At 68.8% G+C, this 14,894-nt stretch carries 12 protein-coding genes; 8 read left to right on the forward strand and 4 right to left on the reverse strand.

Features of this window, described 5'->3' with window-relative positions:
- Window positions 1–23: 23 nt before the first annotated feature.
- Window positions 24–3,116 carry an NACHT domain-containing protein gene (locus tag IEY87_RS00465; protein ID WP_189136446.1) on the reverse strand — a complete coding sequence of 1,031 codons (3,093 nt, stop codon included), beginning with the start codon at window positions 3,114–3,116 and terminating at the stop codon, window positions 24–26.
- 304 nt (window positions 3,117–3,420) lie between these two features.
- Between IEY87_RS00465 and ilvA the strand changes: the two genes are divergently transcribed.
- Both ilvA and IEY87_RS00475 read left to right on the forward strand, forming a co-directional pair.
- A complete protein-coding gene (gene ilvA, locus IEY87_RS00470) occupies window positions 3,421–4,677 on the forward strand; it encodes a threonine ammonia-lyase IlvA (protein WP_189136447.1) in 1,257 nt (418 codons plus the stop codon).
- A 108-nt stretch (window positions 4,678–4,785) separates the two neighbouring features.
- Complete coding sequence (locus IEY87_RS00475) at window positions 4,786–5,538, forward strand: AraC family transcriptional regulator (RefSeq protein WP_189136448.1); 753 nt, start codon at window positions 4,786–4,788, stop codon at window positions 5,536–5,538.
- Between the two features lie 32 nt (window positions 5,539–5,570).
- Here IEY87_RS00475 and IEY87_RS00480 read toward each other — a convergent pair whose 3' ends face one another.
- Window positions 5,571–6,776, reverse strand: coding sequence for an NAD(P)/FAD-dependent oxidoreductase (locus IEY87_RS00480; protein WP_189136449.1), 1,206 nt, complete (start codon window positions 6,774–6,776; stop codon window positions 5,571–5,573).
- A 172-nt stretch (window positions 6,777–6,948) separates the two neighbouring features.
- On the opposite strand from IEY87_RS00480, the gene IEY87_RS00485 reads away from it, so the two are divergent.
- Both IEY87_RS00485 and sufB read left to right on the forward strand, forming a co-directional pair.
- Window positions 6,949–7,416 (forward strand): RrF2 family transcriptional regulator, encoded by a 468-nt coding sequence (locus IEY87_RS00485; protein WP_189136450.1) that lies wholly within the window; start codon window positions 6,949–6,951, stop codon window positions 7,414–7,416.
- Between the two features lie 220 nt (window positions 7,417–7,636).
- A complete protein-coding gene (gene sufB / locus IEY87_RS00490) occupies window positions 7,637–9,067 on the forward strand; it encodes a Fe-S cluster assembly protein SufB (RefSeq protein WP_189137250.1) in 1,431 nt (476 codons plus the stop codon).
- 133 nt (window positions 9,068–9,200) lie between these two features.
- Here the strand turns inward: sufB and IEY87_RS00495 are convergent, their stop codons facing one another.
- Window positions 9,201–10,406, reverse strand: coding sequence for a cytochrome P450 (locus IEY87_RS00495; RefSeq protein WP_225276870.1), 1,206 nt, complete (start codon window positions 10,404–10,406; stop codon window positions 9,201–9,203).
- Between the two features lie 146 nt (window positions 10,407–10,552).
- Between IEY87_RS00495 and IEY87_RS00500 the strand changes: the two genes are divergently transcribed.
- The 4 genes from IEY87_RS00500 to IEY87_RS00515 all read left to right on the forward strand — a co-directional run bounded on the left by IEY87_RS00500 (window position 10,553) and on the right by IEY87_RS00515 (window position 14,456).
- Complete coding sequence (locus tag IEY87_RS00500; protein ID WP_189136451.1) at window positions 10,553–11,398, forward strand: fumarylacetoacetate hydrolase family protein; 846 nt, start codon at window positions 10,553–10,555, stop codon at window positions 11,396–11,398.
- On the forward strand, window positions 11,395–12,699 hold the full coding sequence (locus IEY87_RS00505; RefSeq protein ID WP_189136452.1) for an L-fuconate dehydratase: 1,305 nt from the start codon (window positions 11,395–11,397) through the stop codon (window positions 12,697–12,699). The genes IEY87_RS00500 and IEY87_RS00505 overlap by 4 nt, the downstream gene beginning before the upstream one ends.
- Window positions 12,696–13,433: an SDR family NAD(P)-dependent oxidoreductase gene (locus IEY87_RS00510; protein ID WP_189136453.1), complete on the forward strand. Its 738-nt coding sequence runs from the start codon at window positions 12,696–12,698 to the stop codon at window positions 13,431–13,433. The genes IEY87_RS00505 and IEY87_RS00510 overlap by 4 nt, the downstream gene beginning before the upstream one ends.
- Before the next feature lie 96 nt (window positions 13,434–13,529).
- Entirely contained in the window at window positions 13,530–14,456 is a 927-nt protein-coding gene (locus tag IEY87_RS00515; RefSeq protein ID WP_225276869.1) for an aldo/keto reductase, read from the forward strand.
- Here IEY87_RS00515 and IEY87_RS00520 read toward each other — a convergent pair.
- Window positions 14,444–14,881: a GNAT family N-acetyltransferase gene (locus tag IEY87_RS00520; protein WP_189136455.1), complete on the reverse strand. Its 438-nt coding sequence runs from the start codon at window positions 14,879–14,881 to the stop codon at window positions 14,444–14,446. The genes IEY87_RS00515 and IEY87_RS00520 overlap by 13 nt on opposite strands.
- Window positions 14,882–14,894: the final 13 nt, after the last annotated feature.

Below are 14,894 nucleotides of genomic sequence, written 5' to 3' on the forward strand. Positions count from 1 at the left end.
GGTGCTGCGGCGGCGGGCGATCGTCAGGAGCGGACGAGGATGACCGCGTCGCGCCAACGTGCCGGATCCGTGGCACGTCGTTCCAACGCGGTGATCCCCGTGGCTATCGCCCGGAAGTCTCTGGTGATGTCGCTCGTCCCGAGCACGCGCGCGGCAGCGGTGGCGACCGCCATCGCACCGAGCCGGACGCAGCGCACCGCGTCCGGGTCGAACCGGCCGGATCCGCCGAGCGAGTCGCAGGCGATCGTCCGCATGGCCTGCGCCACCTCGTAGGCCATGCCCAGATCGGCGTTCGCCTTGTCAGCGTCCACGACGTGGCCGAGATTCTCGACGGCTGCCTGGATCCTGACGAGGAGTGCGTCCGGCGTCGACGGTGGTACGGCGGTCTTGGGGCGGAAGGGCCGGACCAGCTGTGACAGGGTCGCCTGCTTGCTGGGAGGTTGCAAGATCGATGCCTGCGTGGACCGGTCCTCATCGGCCGAGTCAGGCGTCGCGGCCGCGAGCCAGCAGCAGAGAAAGATCGACATGCTGCTGATCAGGCACCTGCGGCGATCGCCCGACAGGTCCACCTCTCCGGCGCGGGCCAGGTCACGATCACGGGTGAGGTGGCGCATCAGGCTCCGGACCTGGCCGATGTTGAACGCCAGCAGGTGACTTTCAGCAGTGAGAAACCTGTCCACTCGGTCGCGCAGGTGATCGGTGCCGCGGAGGTCATGGCTGACGAGGTCGCGTTCGAGGGCCCGGCGTGGATGGGCGGCGAACTCACTGAGCTGGTACAGATCGCCAAAGGGAGCCGCGAAGGGGATCGTGTCGTTGCTGAGCGCGTTGCACAGATGCGTTCGGTAGAGCAGGCAGGCGATGAGGGTCGCATCCCGGACCTTCGAGTCCCGCAGGTCCGTGTGCACCTGGTCGTCCACCTCTTCGGGGGTCGCCGCGAACGGATGCGCGACTTCGCCGGCCACCTGGAGGTCCGGCAGCGACGATGCGGACGCCACCCAGACCGGGCGCGCATCCCCAGCGGTGACCAGCGCGAAGCCTGGCTCGCGCGTCAGCTCCACGGTGGGCAGCCGATAGGTGGGACCTCCGGGGACCAGGGCGTTCACCCAGTCGATGAGGGCGGCGACGTCCGCAGGCCATAGCGGCCCAGGCACAGGGTCATCGTCGCCGCGGTTCCGGGCGGTCGGCCCGGCCCAGACGAGGGCTCCGGCGCGCGTGGCCAGACCGGTCCTGCCGTACATCTCCGGGGTGATCGGCCGGGCACACACCCACGTCCGCTCCTGGACCCTGACGGCCTCCCGTAGGTGGCGCGTGACGGTTATCGCGGCGAGCAGGCGGGTGCGCTCGTCGCTCGCGTTCGACCCGTCATCCAGCAGCCGGTCCAGCGCTGCCTGAGCGTCCGGCGACACCGGGCGTCCTTCGTCCACGCAGTCGAAGGCGAGCGCGAGCGCCGGCACCGAGCTGGAGGCCAGGCAGGCCTGGACGATGCCGGTGGGGTCGGCCCGGGTCACGTAGAGCAGGGTCGTCTCCCGCCACCAGGGGTCGTCCACCGCGCCGGTCAGAATGCTCTCCAGCTCCGGATGGTCCTGTATGTAGGCAGCGGCGAGATACTCCTGGAAGGTCTGGTGTGCGAACGAATAGGTGCCGACCTCGCGTTCGAGCAGGAGCCCACTGGTCCCCATGTCCGTGAGCAGCTCGTTCGCCGACGTGCCCGGGGCCGGCTCACCGGCCGGTGAGCCGGCGCTCATGTCCGGGGCCGAGGTGTCGGCGGAGCCGTCCGGCGGCTGCGGTGCGAGGAACGCGTCGATCAGGTCCAGCGCCTGGGACCGGGGGAGGTCTCGCGTCCCTTCCCGCATCATCGTGAGGGCCAGCTCGCGCAGAATGCGCTCCTTACGCTCCCCGTCGAGCGAGCCGTCGCCGGGCTCCGCCGACCGCTTGTAGTCGTGCCGCCAGAGCACGACCCGGCATATCTCCGCGTACAGCTCCGCCCGGGTGCCGGGCAACTCGCCGCGGATGCGGTGCACGTTGACGATCATGGTGAGGAGAAGCGGGTTGGCTGCGAGCTCATAAAGGTGGGCGTTGCGCCGCAGTTGGCTCAGCAGCGCCTCGGGACGCCCACGCGATCGCGCCGCATGATCGGTCAGCCGGTCGGCCGCGCGGTACCAGGCCCGTACGAACTCCACGGTCTGTTCGGGCGTGAAGCGTTGCACCTGGAGCACGGCCGCGCTGTTCAGCGGATACTGACGGTAGCCGTAGGGCCGGCTGGTGATGATGAAGTCGTTGCGGTGATACTCGGCGATCTGCTGATCCACCCAGTCGATGACGCGCTGCCGGTGCTCCTCACGGGGCACTTCGTCCAGGCCGTCCAGCATGATGACGAACCGCCCTCGTCTCAGCTGCCTGTCGAACCAGCCAGGCGGCTCCTGCTCACGCAGGTGTCCGAGCCGGGTGACGATGACCTCAGGCAGTCCTATGTCGGGCCGTGCGACGATGGCTGCCGCATGGTCACGCAGGTAGAGCAGGACAGGCAGGGAGCGTCGAGATGATCTGTCTGAGCACATCCGCAGGGTCGTGTGGCGCAGCAGCGTCGTCTTCCCGGTGCCAGGGGCGCCGATGAGGGCCAGCACGGCCGGGTTCTCGCGCTGGATGAAGGTGCGCAGGGAGCGGCGCTGGTTCGACACCTGCGGGAGGTCGGTCACCAGGCCACCGGCGTCCTCGCGAGGCGGTCGTGACTCCAGACTGACATCAACGTAGATGTGCTCGAGCTCGGGCGCGTCACCACGGATGATGAAGCCCTTCTGGTCGACGAATCTGACGGTTTCCCGTACCTGCCGCCGATAGTCGCGCTGGAAGCGGGCGGAGGTACGGCGGAGCGTCTCGTCCGCCCAGTCCGCGGTGACTTTCACCCAGCGGTCCTGCAGATCGCCGAAGACCTTGCCGGCGAACCCGCCGACGAGAAGGAGAACCTCGTAGCCGGCGACGATCAGTACGGCGCCGATGACATGGCCACGGACCCATGCCCAGAGTGAGACCGCCGCCACTGACGGCGGCACGACGGCCAGGCCCAGCAGCAGGAGACGCCCGACCAGGGAGGTCACTCCGGTAGCAGGCGTCGTCACGGAGGCCTCCCCGGGCAGCGAGCGGGTCGTACCGGAAAGTATGGGGAACGCCCGACCTGCCAACCAGTCCCAAAAGGAAACTCGGCCCGTTGCCCACTCGAAGACGACGGGCTTGACCGCTTTCGACTGACGGGCCAAGTTCTGTCGGAATCCAGCCATCGGAGGGGCTGAAGTTGGCTCGTCTGCCCAGATCAGCTATTAGGTAGAAGGTGATTCCGCAACCTGTGCTCGTCTCTGACCCGCCGCCTGACGCTCGCTACCGCTGTCGCAGGGCTATCGCGCCGATCGAGCCGCGGACAGGGCGATGACGACGAGCGGCGCTCCGGTCGCCGCCGATGCCGTGGATGAGGCCGCAGGCCGCTTGGCCGGTGTGGTGCGGACGACGCCACTCGAACGCAACACACGTCTCTCCGATGCGACGAGCGCCGAAGTGTGGCTCAAACGCGAGGATCTACAGACCGTACGCTCCTACAAGGTACGTGGCGCGTTCAACCTGATCGCGCAGCTCGACGATGTCGCGCGAGCGGCTGGGGTGGTCGCCGCCAGTGCGGGCAATCATGCCCAGGGTGTGGCCTACGCCTGCTCGGCGCTCGGCGTACACGGGCGGGTGTACCTGCCGCGCACGACGCCGCGCCAGAAGCGCGACCGGATCGCGGCGCTGGGCGGCAGCATGATCGAAACCGTCCTGGGCGGCGATACCTACGACGAGGCGGCGGCCGCCGCGGCCGCCGATGCCCGTGCCACCGGCGCGACGATCGTGCCGGCGTTCGACGATGCGCGGACCATCGCCGGCCAGGGGACCGTCATCCGCGAGGCGGTGGAGCAACTTGGTGCCGGCCCGGATGTGGTGGTGCTGCCTGTGGGCGGAGGAGGGCTGCTGGCCGGCTCCCTCGCGTGGCTGAAGGAGCGGCACCCACGGACGCGCGTCATCGGCGTTGAGCCGGAGGGAGCGGCCGGCGTCGCCGCGGCACTCGCGGCCGGCGAGCCCGTCACCCTGAGCGAGATCGACACCTTCGTCGACGGTGCCGCCGTGCGCAGAGCCGGAGACGTCACCTTCCCGATCATCGCCGCCTCCGATGTTGAGCTCGTCGCGGTGCCGGAAGGTCGAGTGTGCAGCGAGATGCTGGCCCTTTACCAGAATGACGGCATCATCGCCGAGCCTGCCGGTGCGCTCGCCGGCTCCGCTCTCGGAATGGTGGAGATCCCGGACTCCGCCACAGTGGTCTGCGTGCTTTCCGGCGGGAACAATGACGTCAGCCGCTATGCCGAGGTCGTCGAGCGTGCCTTGATCCACGAGGAGCGCAAGCATTATTTCCTGATCGAGTTTCCCCAGGAGCCGGGCGCGCTACGCCGATTCCTCGACGAGGTGCTCGGCCCGAACGAGGACATCACCCTGTTCGAGTACGTCAAGCACAATAACCGCGAGACCGGCCCCGCCCTGGTCGGTATCGAGCTGGCCAGTCCCGACGATCTGCCGAGCCTGCTGAAGCGCATGGAGGCCGCCCCGCTCCGGATCGAACGCATCGACGCCTCCAGTCCGCTCTTCCGCTTCCTGCTATGACGCTCCGACCCAGGAGGAACGAGTGGCCTGCTATGAGGCCGAGAAAGCCGGCTGCCTCGGCTTCTTCTCTCAGTTCGATGAATTCCTCCGGCGATATAATGCCACGTTATGCAGAATTCGAGCCAAGTGTGGGATTCCGCGACCATGGTCCTGGAGCTCCCATCGCGTGCGGTGATCGCCCACCACGTGCACGATGAGCATCAAGTGGTGTACGCCAGCACCGGGGTCATATCAGTCACCACGAGCGCGGGGAGTTGGATCGCCCCTGCGAATCGGGCGATCTGGATTCCCGCAGGAGCGACCCACCAACATCGCGTTTACGGACCGACGAAATTCCATGGGGTCGGCCTGCCTGCCACAGGCAACCCCTTGGACGTGGATGTGCCGGCGGTGGTCGAGGTGAGCCCGTTGTTGCGCGAGCTGATCATCTACTACACCGAACAACCGGACGGCACGGGAGAGCCTGGGCGTAGCGAACGGTTGCTGGCCGTGCTCATCGATCAGTTGGACGTGTCGTCACAGCAACCGATCCGGCTTCCCGCGCCGCGCGATCCTCGATTGATCGAAGCCTGCAAGCTGGTCGAGGAGAACTTGTCCACGACCTTCGATCTTGAAGACCTCGCTCAGGCCTGTCGCTCCAGCGCGCGGACCTTGGCCCGATTGTTCCGGGAGGAAATGCGGATGAGCTACGTGCAGTGGCGGACCCAACTGAGGCTGTACCACGCTCTGCGCATGCTGGCCGACGGGGCACAGGTGAGTACGGTGGCGCACCGCTGTGGGTGGAGTGCGGCGAGTACGTTCGTCAGCGTGTTCCGCCGCACCTACGGGCATACTCCCGGCGGGCGTCAGCGCGCTGGATGACCCTGCCGGGAGGATGCCGACGGTGCGGGCCGTCAACCGTTGAGGAGGCGGCTCGCTTGGGCGAGGATCTGCTCCGGGTCGTCGACCGCCGGGTAGATCCACTTCGTGTTGATGTCCTGCTTCATGGTCTTGGCCTCGGGGCCGGTCGCCGTGACCGTACGCTCCCAGCCGTTCGTGGTGACGGCGCCGGCGGACCCCAGGTCCAGAGCGTTGCTGTAGGGGTCGGCGGTGAAGGGCAGGAGGTCGGTGCCGAGGAGTCCGGCTGCCACGTTGTATCCGGCGCACTTTCCCATCGGCTGGGCGTGCTGGCAGCTCTGGATCGTGTAGTGCCCGTCTTCGGCGGCGGCCACGGCGGTGTCGCCGGCCGCGTACACGTCGGGGACTCCGATCACCCGCATGTACCTGTCGACGGTCAGCCTGCCCAGTTGGTCGCGTTCGCCCGGGATCTGGGCGGTGAGGGGGCTCGCGGCCATGCCGGCCGTCCAGATGACGGTCGCCGCGGGGATGATCTCGCCGTCCGAGAGAACGACCTTCTTGGGGGTCGCCGACGACACGGTGGAGCCCAGACGCCGTTCGATCTTCAGCTGGTCGATCGCGCCGTTGATGTGCGGGCGAGGTCCTGGGCCTAGCTCTGGGCCGAGGACCTCTGCGCGGTCGACCAGGACGATCCGCACTGTCTCGCCGGCGCCCTGCTCGTCGGCGATCGCCCGCAGCCGCTCACCCAGGACGGTGGCGATCTCCAGGCCGGTGAAGCCGGCGCCCACGATGACGGCCGTGTACTGACCGTCGGAGGGTTCCCGCTGGGGCAGCCGCCGCAGGTGGTGGTCGAGCGCGGCCGCCGCGGGCAGGGTGTCGATGTCGAAGACGTCCCCCGCGCCGGGGAAGGTGGGGCGTACCAGCTGACTGCCGGTCGCCAGCACGAGCTTGTCGTAGGACAGGGTCAAGCCGGCGCCCTCCCGCCCGACGGCGCGGACAGTACGGGCTTCGGTGTCGATATCGGTCGCGGTCGCGGTGAGGCGGCGTACGCCGATCGGGCCGAGGACGCGGTCCAGCGGCACGCGCATGGTCTCCGGGTCGTCCTCGTACAGACGCGGGCGGATGACCAGGTCGTCGCCACCGCTGACCAGGGTCACGCGCAGCTCCTCCCCGGCGCTTCCGGCCGCGCGCGCGGCGCGAACAGCTCCTGCCGCGCTCCACACGCCGGCGAAACCGCCACCGATGACCAGGATGTCCTTCATGCCTTCTCCCCTTTGACGTGAGTACGGACGTCGCCGCCGGGACCTGTTCCCGGGCTCATGGACCGCGGTCCGCGCCGTACATCCTGGACGTTATATATCCTGGATATCAAATGTCAAGATTAGAGGCCGCAGCTGGGCGACACCTGGGTCCCGGACATATGATGTCCACATCATGAGAATGGCCAAGGGCGTCGAGTGGGCCCTTCACACACTCCTCAACCTGGACATGATCGGTGGCGGCCCGGTGGGCAGCGGTCAGCTCGCCGAGGCTCACGGGCTGCCGGCCCCTTACCTGATCAAGCAGTTGCAGCAACTCGTCAGGGCGGGACTCCTGACCTCTGTTCCTGGGCCGCGTGGTGGCTTCCGCCTGGCCAGGTCGCTCGGTGAGATCACTCTGCTCGATGTGGTCGAAGCCATCGAGGGTGACGCGTACCTCTTTCACTGCACCGAGATCCGTTGCTGCGGCAAGATCGGCGAGCTCTCTCCGCCACCTGACGGTCCATGTCCCGTCAAGACGGCCATGCGCCGCGCGGAACAGGCTTACTACGAGGCGTTGGCCGCCCAGACCCTCGCGGACGTCAGAGCGGAGCTCGACCGCGCACCCATGGTCGGGCAGGTCATACGGTCCGCGTTCACCTGAACGGGCAGTCCGTAGCCGGAATACGAAATAAGGCGCAGTTGTCGAGAAATCTGGCCAACCCCTGTCGGAGGCGTGCCATTTCTTTGCTGCGGCCACTGTGAGGTCCGCATGCTGGTGACTTGTCCGCGAAGAGTGGCACCCACGCCACCGGACGCGCGCTCAGGGGCTCTCCCACCGTTACCGCATGGGTCCGAAGCAGGGGACCGGAAAGAAGCACCTCATGACGACCGCCGCCGACCACGTCCGCACCCAGGCAGAGGAGATCGACGCCCTGGGCCACTACGCTTATGGGTGGTCCGACAGCGACGTGGCGGGGCAGGCCGCCCAGCGAGGTCTGTCCGAAGCCGTCGTACGGGACATCTCAGCGGCCAAGGGCGAGCCCGACTGGATGCTGCAGACCCGGCTCAAGGGACTCGGGCTGTTCGGCAGGAAGCCGATGCCCTCCTGGGGCGCCGACCTGTCAGGGATCGACTTCGACACCATCAAGTACTTCGTCCGGTCGACCGAGAAGCAGGCGGCCACCTGGGAAGACCTGCCTGACGACATCAAGAACACCTACGACCGGCTCGGCATCCCCGAAGCGGAGAAGCAACGCCTCGTCGCCGGCGTTGCCGCCCAGTACGAGTCCGAGGTCGTCTACCACTCGATCCGAGAGGACCTGGAAGAGCGGGGCGTCGTGTTCCTCGACACCGACTCGGCGTTGCGGGAGCAGCCCGAGTTGTTCAGGAAGTACTTCGGCTCCGTGATCCCCGCAGGTGACAACAAGTTCTCGGCACTCAACACCGCGGTGTGGTCGGGCGGCTCGTTCATCTACGTGCCCAAGGGGGTCCACGTCGAGATTCCGCTGCAGGCCTACTTCCGCATCAACACCGAGAACATGGGCCAGTTCGAGCGCACCCTGATCGTCGTCGACGAGGACGCCTACGTGCACTATGTCGAAGGCTGCACCGCGCCGATCTACTCCTCCGACTCGCTGCACTCCGCGGTCGTGGAGATCATCCTGAAGAAGGGGGCCCGTTGCCGGTACACGACCATCCAGAACTGGTCGAACAACGTCTACAACCTCGTCACCAAGCGCGCGATGTGCGAGGCCGCCGCGACCATGGAGTGGGTCGACGGCAACATCGGCTCCAAGGTGACGATGAAGTACCCGGCCGTCTACCTCATGGGCGAGCACGCCAAGGGCGAGACGCTCTCGATCGCGTTCGCCGGTGAGGGGCAGCACCAGGACAACGGGGCGAAGATGCTGCACCTCGCCCCGCACACGGCGTCGACCATCGTGTCGAAGTCGGTGTCGCGGGGCGGCGGCCGTACGTCCTACCGGGGCCTGGTCCGGGTCAACAAGGGCGCGCACCACAGCGCTGCCACGGTGAAGTGCGACGCCTTGCTGGTCGACCGGGTGAGCCGCAGCGACACCTACCCGTACGTGGACATCCGCGAGGACGACGTGTCCATCGGGCACGAGGCGAAGGTGTCCCGGGTCAGCGAGGAGCAGCTGTTCTACCTCATGAGTCGCGGCATGTCCGAGGACGAGGCGATGGCCATGATCGTGCGTGGCTTCATCGAGCCCATCGCCCGCGAACTGCCGATGGAGTACGCCCTTGAGCTCAACCGTCTGATCGAGTTGCAGATGGAGGGGGCGGTGGGCTGATCGCCCCGGCCGCCACGCGACGGCGTCACCGTGACGAGGCGCCGGAGCCGTCCGCAAGTCGCTGTGCGAGGCGCCGGAGCCGTCCGTGAGTCGCTGTGCGAGGCGTCGGCGGCTCCAGCACCCGAGACGCGTCTTAGGTCAGCTTGACCGGGAGTTCCTTGATGCCGTTGATGAAGTGGGAGCGCAGGCGGCGGGCGTCGCCGGTCTGGCGGAGGTTGGGGTAGCGGCGGGCGAGCTGCTCGAACAGGACGCGGAGTTCGAGCTTGGCCAGGTGGTTGCCGAGGCAGAAGTGGGCGCCGCCGCCGCCGAAGCCGATGTGCGGGTTGGGGGAGCGGCCGATGTCGAAGACTTCGGCGTCGGGGAAGACGCTGGTGTCGCGGTTGGCGGAGGAGTAGAAGACGACGACCTTGTCGTTCTCCTTGATCTGCTGCCCGCCGAGGACCTGGTCGGCGGTGGAGGTGCGGCGGAAGAGGTTGACGGGGGAGACCCAGCGGACGATCTCGTCGGCTGCCGTGGCGGCGAGTCCGGGGTCGGCCGCCAGGCGGGCCCACTGGTCGGGGTGCTCGAAGAGGGCGAGCATGCCGCCTGAGGCCGCGTTGCGGGTGGTCTCGTTGCCGGCCACGACGAGGAGCAGGACGAAGAGGTCGAACTCGGTCTCGTCGAGGCTCTGGCCCGCTTCGTCGGATTGGAGGAGCTTGCTGACGATGTCGTTGCGGGGGTTCGCCTTGCGCTGGACGGCGAGCTCGTTGGCGTAGGCGTACACCTCCATGGCGGCGTTGCTGCCCTCCTCCGGGGAGTCCGCGTAGTCCGGGTCCTGGGCGCCGATCATGCGGTTGGACCAGGCGAAGATCTTGTCGCGGTCGGTCACGGGGGCGCCGAGGAGCTCGCAGATCACGTACAGCGGCAGGGGGGCCGCAACCTCGGTGACGAAGTCGGCCTCGCTGCCGCACTTGTCCAGGAGGTCGTCGGTGATGTCGCGGATGTGCTGTTCGAGGGCGCCGATCGTGCGCGGGGTGAAGCCCCGGTTGACCAGCGAGCGCCGCCGGGTGTGCTCCGGCGGATCCTGGTTGAGCATCATCATCCGCTGCATCGCGATCTGCTCTTCGGGCATCTCGTTGAACAGCGCCAGCTTCCTGGCGGAGGAGAACAGCTCGGAGTGCCGGGAGACGTGCACGACGTCCTCGTAACGGGTGACCGCCCAGAAGTCCGGCTCACCCGGGTGCCGGTGGACGGGGTCGTTGGCGCGCAGCCAGGCGAGTTGCTGGTGCGGCGGCCCAGCTGCGGCGTAGTTGTCCTGGTCGACGAGGTCGATGTGCACCCGGTTCACCCTCTTGATCAAGCGCTTGGTTTTGGGGTACTGCAACGTGTTCTATTACGGCACTGTACGACCGTCAAGGAGGGATGGCGACCTCTTGACATGCCCGCCGTCTCACCACCAGCATCTGGAGGTAGAGACATCCGATGTCTGACGAAGGATGCGTTGCTGTGAAGCTGCTGCGAGTAGGAGCCGTCGGTCAGGAGCGACCGGTGGTGATGGACGACGCCGGTGACCTGCGCGACATCGGAGAGCCCGAGATCGACGGGGCGTTCCTCGCCTCCGGCGGGGTGGCGCGGGTGCGCGAGGCGCTCGACCGTGGCGCGCTGCCCGTCATCGACGCCGAGGGGCTGCGGATCGGCGCGCCGATCGCGCGGCCGGGCAAGATCGTGTGCATCGGGCTCAACTACAGCGATCATGCCGCCGAGTCCGGCGCCGACGTGCCGGCCGAGCCCGTGGTGTTCATGAAGGCGAGCAACACCCTGGTCGGGCCGTACGACGAGGTGCTCGTGCCGCGCGACAGCGTGAAGACCGACTGGGAGGTGGAGCTCGCGGTCGTCATCGGCAAGCGGGCCCGCTACCTGGAGTCCAGGGAAGAGGCGCTCGGCGTCGTGGCCGGGTACGCGGTGGCCAACGACGTGTCCGAGCGGGAATTCCAGCTTGAGCGCGGCGGCCAGTGGGACAAGGGCAAGTCGTGCGAGACGTTCAACCCGATGGGCCCCTGGCTGGTGACCGCCGACGAGGTGGGCGACCCGCAGGCGCTGCCGATGCGCCTGTGGGTCAACGGTGAGCTGCGCCAGAACGGCGACACCAAGAACATGATCTTCGACGTGGCCGAGGTGGTGCGCTATCTGAGCCGGTTCATGGTGCTGGAGCCGGGCGACGTGATCAACACCGGCACGCCCGCCGGAGTGGCCATGGGCATGCCCGGCCAGCCCTACCTGCGGGCCGGGGACGTGGTGGAGCTGGAGATCGGCGGACTCGGCAGACAGCGGCAGACCATGGGCCAGGCATGACGGCGCCCGGCGCGGGGGCGTACCGGATCGTGGGGATGCGGACGCATGACGTGCGCTTTCCCACCTCGCGGGAGCTCGACGGGTCCGACGCGATGAACCCCGATCCCGACTACTCCGCGGCCTACGTGGTGCTGACGACGGACGACGGGTTCGACGGGCACGGGTTCGCGTTCACCATCGGGCGCGGCAACGACGTGCAGACGGCGGCGATCGGCGCGCTGGAGCCGTACGTGATCGGGCGGGACGTCGAGGACCTGGGCGGGCTCTACAAGGAGCTGGTGCACGACTCGCAGTTGCGGTGGCTCGGGCCGGAGAAGGGCGTCATGCACATGGCGATCTCCGCCGTGGTCAACGCCCTGTGGGACCTGAAGGCCAGGCGGGCGGGCAAGCCGCTGTGGCGGCTGCTGGCGGAGATGTCTCCGGAGGAGATCGTCGGCCTGGTCGACTTCCGGTATCTGAGCGACGCGCTGACCCCGGACCAAGCACTCCAGATCCTGAAAAATGCGGAAAGTAGCAAGGAAGCGCGGATAAATCGGCTCATGGTCGATGGGTATCCCGCCTATGCCACCTCCCCAGGCTGGCTCGGGTACGACGACGACAAGCTGCGCCGCCTCTGCCAGGAGGCGCTGGATCAGGGCTTCGGCCAGATCAAGCTCAAGGTCGGCGCCGACCTGGCCGACGACATCCGCCGCCTCACCGTGGCCCGCGAGGTGTGCGGCCCCGACTTCCCGCTCTCGATCGACGCCAACCAGCGCTGGGACGTCGGCTCGGCCATCGCCTGGGTGAGCGCGCTCGCCGAGTTCCGCCCGCACTGGGTCGAGGAGCCCACCAGCCCCGACGACGTGCTCGGCCACGCCGCCATCGCCGAGGGCATCAGGCCCATCCCGGTGGCCACCGGCGAGCACGTCCAGAACCGGATCGTGTTCAAGCAGCTCCTGCAGGCCGGCGCGCTGTCGTACCTGCAACTCGACGCCGCCCGCGTCGGCGGCGTCAACGAGAACATCGCGATCCTGCTGCTCGCCGCCAAGTTCGGCGTCCCGGTCTGCCCGCACGCGGGCGGGGTCGGGCTGTGCGAGCTGGTGCAGCACCTGGCGATGTTCGACTACGTGGCCGTCAGCGGCTCGATGGACGACCGCGTGATCGAGTACGTGGACCACCTGCACGAGCACTTCACCGACCCGGTGGTGATCGAGCACGGCCGCTATCGGGCGCCCACGGCCCCCGGGTTCAGCGCCGAGATGCACGCCGAGTCGATCACCGCCCACACCTACCCCGGCGGAGAGGTCTGGACCCGGGCATGAGCCTCAAAGCCATCGTTACCGGCGGCGGCTCCGGCATCGGCCTGGCCACCGCCACCCTGCTCGCCGGGCGCGGGATACGGGTCGCCTGCCTCGACCTGCACCCGCCCGGCGAGCCGTTCATCGGCATCACAGTGGACGTGACGGACGACGCGCGGGTACGCCAGGCCGTCGCGGAGGCGGCCGAGCGGCTCGGCGGCCTCGACATCCTGATCAACAACGCCGGCATCGGCGCGCAGGGCACCGTCGAGGACAACGACGACGACGAGTGGCGCCGGGTGTTCGACGTCAACGTGCTCGGCATGGTCCGGGTGAGCCGGGCGGCGCTGCCGTACCTCAGGAGGTCCGAGCACGCGGCGATCGTCAACACCTGCTCGGTCGCCGCCACGGCCGGCCTGCCCGGCCGCGCCCTGTACAGCGCGACCAAGGGCGCGGTGCAGTCGCTCACGCTCGCGATGGCAGCGGATCATGTACGCGACGGCATCCGGGTCAACTGCGTCAACCCGGGCACCGCGGACACCCCGTGGGTCGCCCGGCTCCTCGACGCGGCCGACGACCCCGAGGCCGAACGGGCGGCACTGAGCGCCCGCCAGCCCATGGGCCGCCTGGTGAGCGCCGACGAGGTGGCGGCGGCGATCGCCTATCTGGCGAGCCCGGAAGCCGGCGCCACCACCGGGACCGCGCTGGCCGTGGACGGCGGCATGCAGGGCCTCCGCCTCCGGCCCCCGGGAAGGTGACATCCAGGATGAGCTCGCCGACGCGCCCGGTCCCAGCCTCACTGCGGGGCGCCGCAGCGGCGGTTCGCGGCAATGCGTACCACTCCGGGAGCTGATGTGATCCAACTGCCCCGTCACGGGCTCGGCACCGCGCCGATCGGCGGCCTCTTCCAGGCGCTGACCGACGAGCAGGCGAAGGCCACCATCGACGCGGCCTGGGACGGCGGCGTACGGCTGTTCGACACCGCGCCGCACTACGGGCTCGGCCTGTCGGAGCGCCGCCTCGGCGCGGCGCTCGCCGGCCGCTCCGGCTACGTGCTGTCCACCAAGGTCGGCCGCCTGCTCGTGCCCTCCTCACGGGGCGGCCGCGACGACGAGGGCTTCGACGTGCCCGCCACGTACGAGCGCGTCTGGGACTTCTCGCGCGACGGTGTACGCCGCTCCCTGGAGGAGTCACTGGGGCGGCTCGGCCTGCCCCAGGTGGACCTCGTCCTCATCCACGACCCGGACGCGCACGTCGACCAGGCGATCGCCGAGGCCTACCCGGCGCTGGCCGAACTGCGCGCGCAGGGTGTGGTCAAGGCGATCGGGGTCGGCATGAACCAGTGGCAGGCGCCGCTGCGGTTCGTCCAGGAGACCGACCTCGACGTGGTCATGCTGGCCGGCCGCTACACCCTGCTCGACCAGTCGGGCCTGCCTCTGCTGGCCGCCTGCGCCGAGCGGGGCGTGCGGGTGCTGGCGGCGGGCGTCTTCAACAGCGGCCTGCTGGCCACCCCGGAGCCTTCGGGCACCTTCGACTACGCCCCCGCTCCCTTGCCGATCATCGAGCGCGCCCGCCGCCTCGCCGCGATCTGCGAACGGCACGACGTCCGGCTGCCGCAGGCGGCGATGGCCTTCCCGCTCCGCCACCCGGCGATCGCCGCCGTCGTCCTGGGCGCCCGCACCCCCGAAGAAGTCCGTACGAACGCCGCCCTGCGGCAGCGCCCGGTCCCGGACGCTCTCTGGCACGACCTACGGGCGGAAGGACTGCTTCAGGAGGCGTAGTGCACGATCCACAGTCCGGGCACCGGCTCCGCCTCACCCTGCGGCGTGAACCCGAGCCCCTCGTACAGCGCCCGCGCGGGCACGTTGTCGCGCCCCGTGGACACCACGATCCGGCGCGCCCCCGCCCTGGCCACGACCTCCTTGACCAGCGTCCGCCCGATCCCCCGCCGATGCGCGCCGGGGTGCACGATCAGCCGGTCCAGGTCCACCTCATCGGAGGTCTGCGCCCAGGCCACCGCGCCGACCAGCGGCCCCTCGTCATCGAACGCGCCCAGCCAGGCGAGCGGCAGGGCCAGCAGGTCGTCCAGCGTCTCGTGCAGGGGCGGGATCCGGTCATCGCCGATGATCTCCGCTTCCACGGCGTACGCCGCGTGCTGCATCTCTAGCAGACCGGCCTGGCCGGGGGATATTTCGGTAATTCGCACCGGCCGATTATCG

Source organism: Nonomuraea glycinis, from assembly GCF_014646515.1.
In the GTDB taxonomy this organism is placed as follows: domain Bacteria; phylum Actinomycetota; class Actinomycetes; order Streptosporangiales; family Streptosporangiaceae; genus Nonomuraea; species Nonomuraea glycinis.

Coding starts and splice junctions, on each gene's coding strand:
- ilvA (WP_189136447.1), top strand. CDS start 3,421: ATGACGACGAGCGGCGCTCCGGTCGCCGCCGATGCCGTGGATGAGGCC.
- IEY87_RS00475 (WP_189136448.1), top strand. CDS start 4,786: ATGCAGAATTCGAGCCAAGTGTGGGATTCCGCGACCATGGTCCTGGAG.
- IEY87_RS00480 (WP_189136449.1), bottom strand. CDS start 6,776: ATGAAGGACATCCTGGTCATCGGTGGCGGTTTCGCCGGCGTGTGGAGC.
- IEY87_RS00485 (WP_189136450.1), top strand. CDS start 6,949: ATGAGAATGGCCAAGGGCGTCGAGTGGGCCCTTCACACACTCCTCAAC.
- sufB (WP_189137250.1), top strand. CDS start 7,637: ATGACGACCGCCGCCGACCACGTCCGCACCCAGGCAGAGGAGATCGAC.
- IEY87_RS00505 (WP_189136452.1), top strand. CDS start 11,395: ATGACGGCGCCCGGCGCGGGGGCGTACCGGATCGTGGGGATGCGGACG.
- IEY87_RS00510 (WP_189136453.1), top strand. CDS start 12,696: ATGAGCCTCAAAGCCATCGTTACCGGCGGCGGCTCCGGCATCGGCCTG.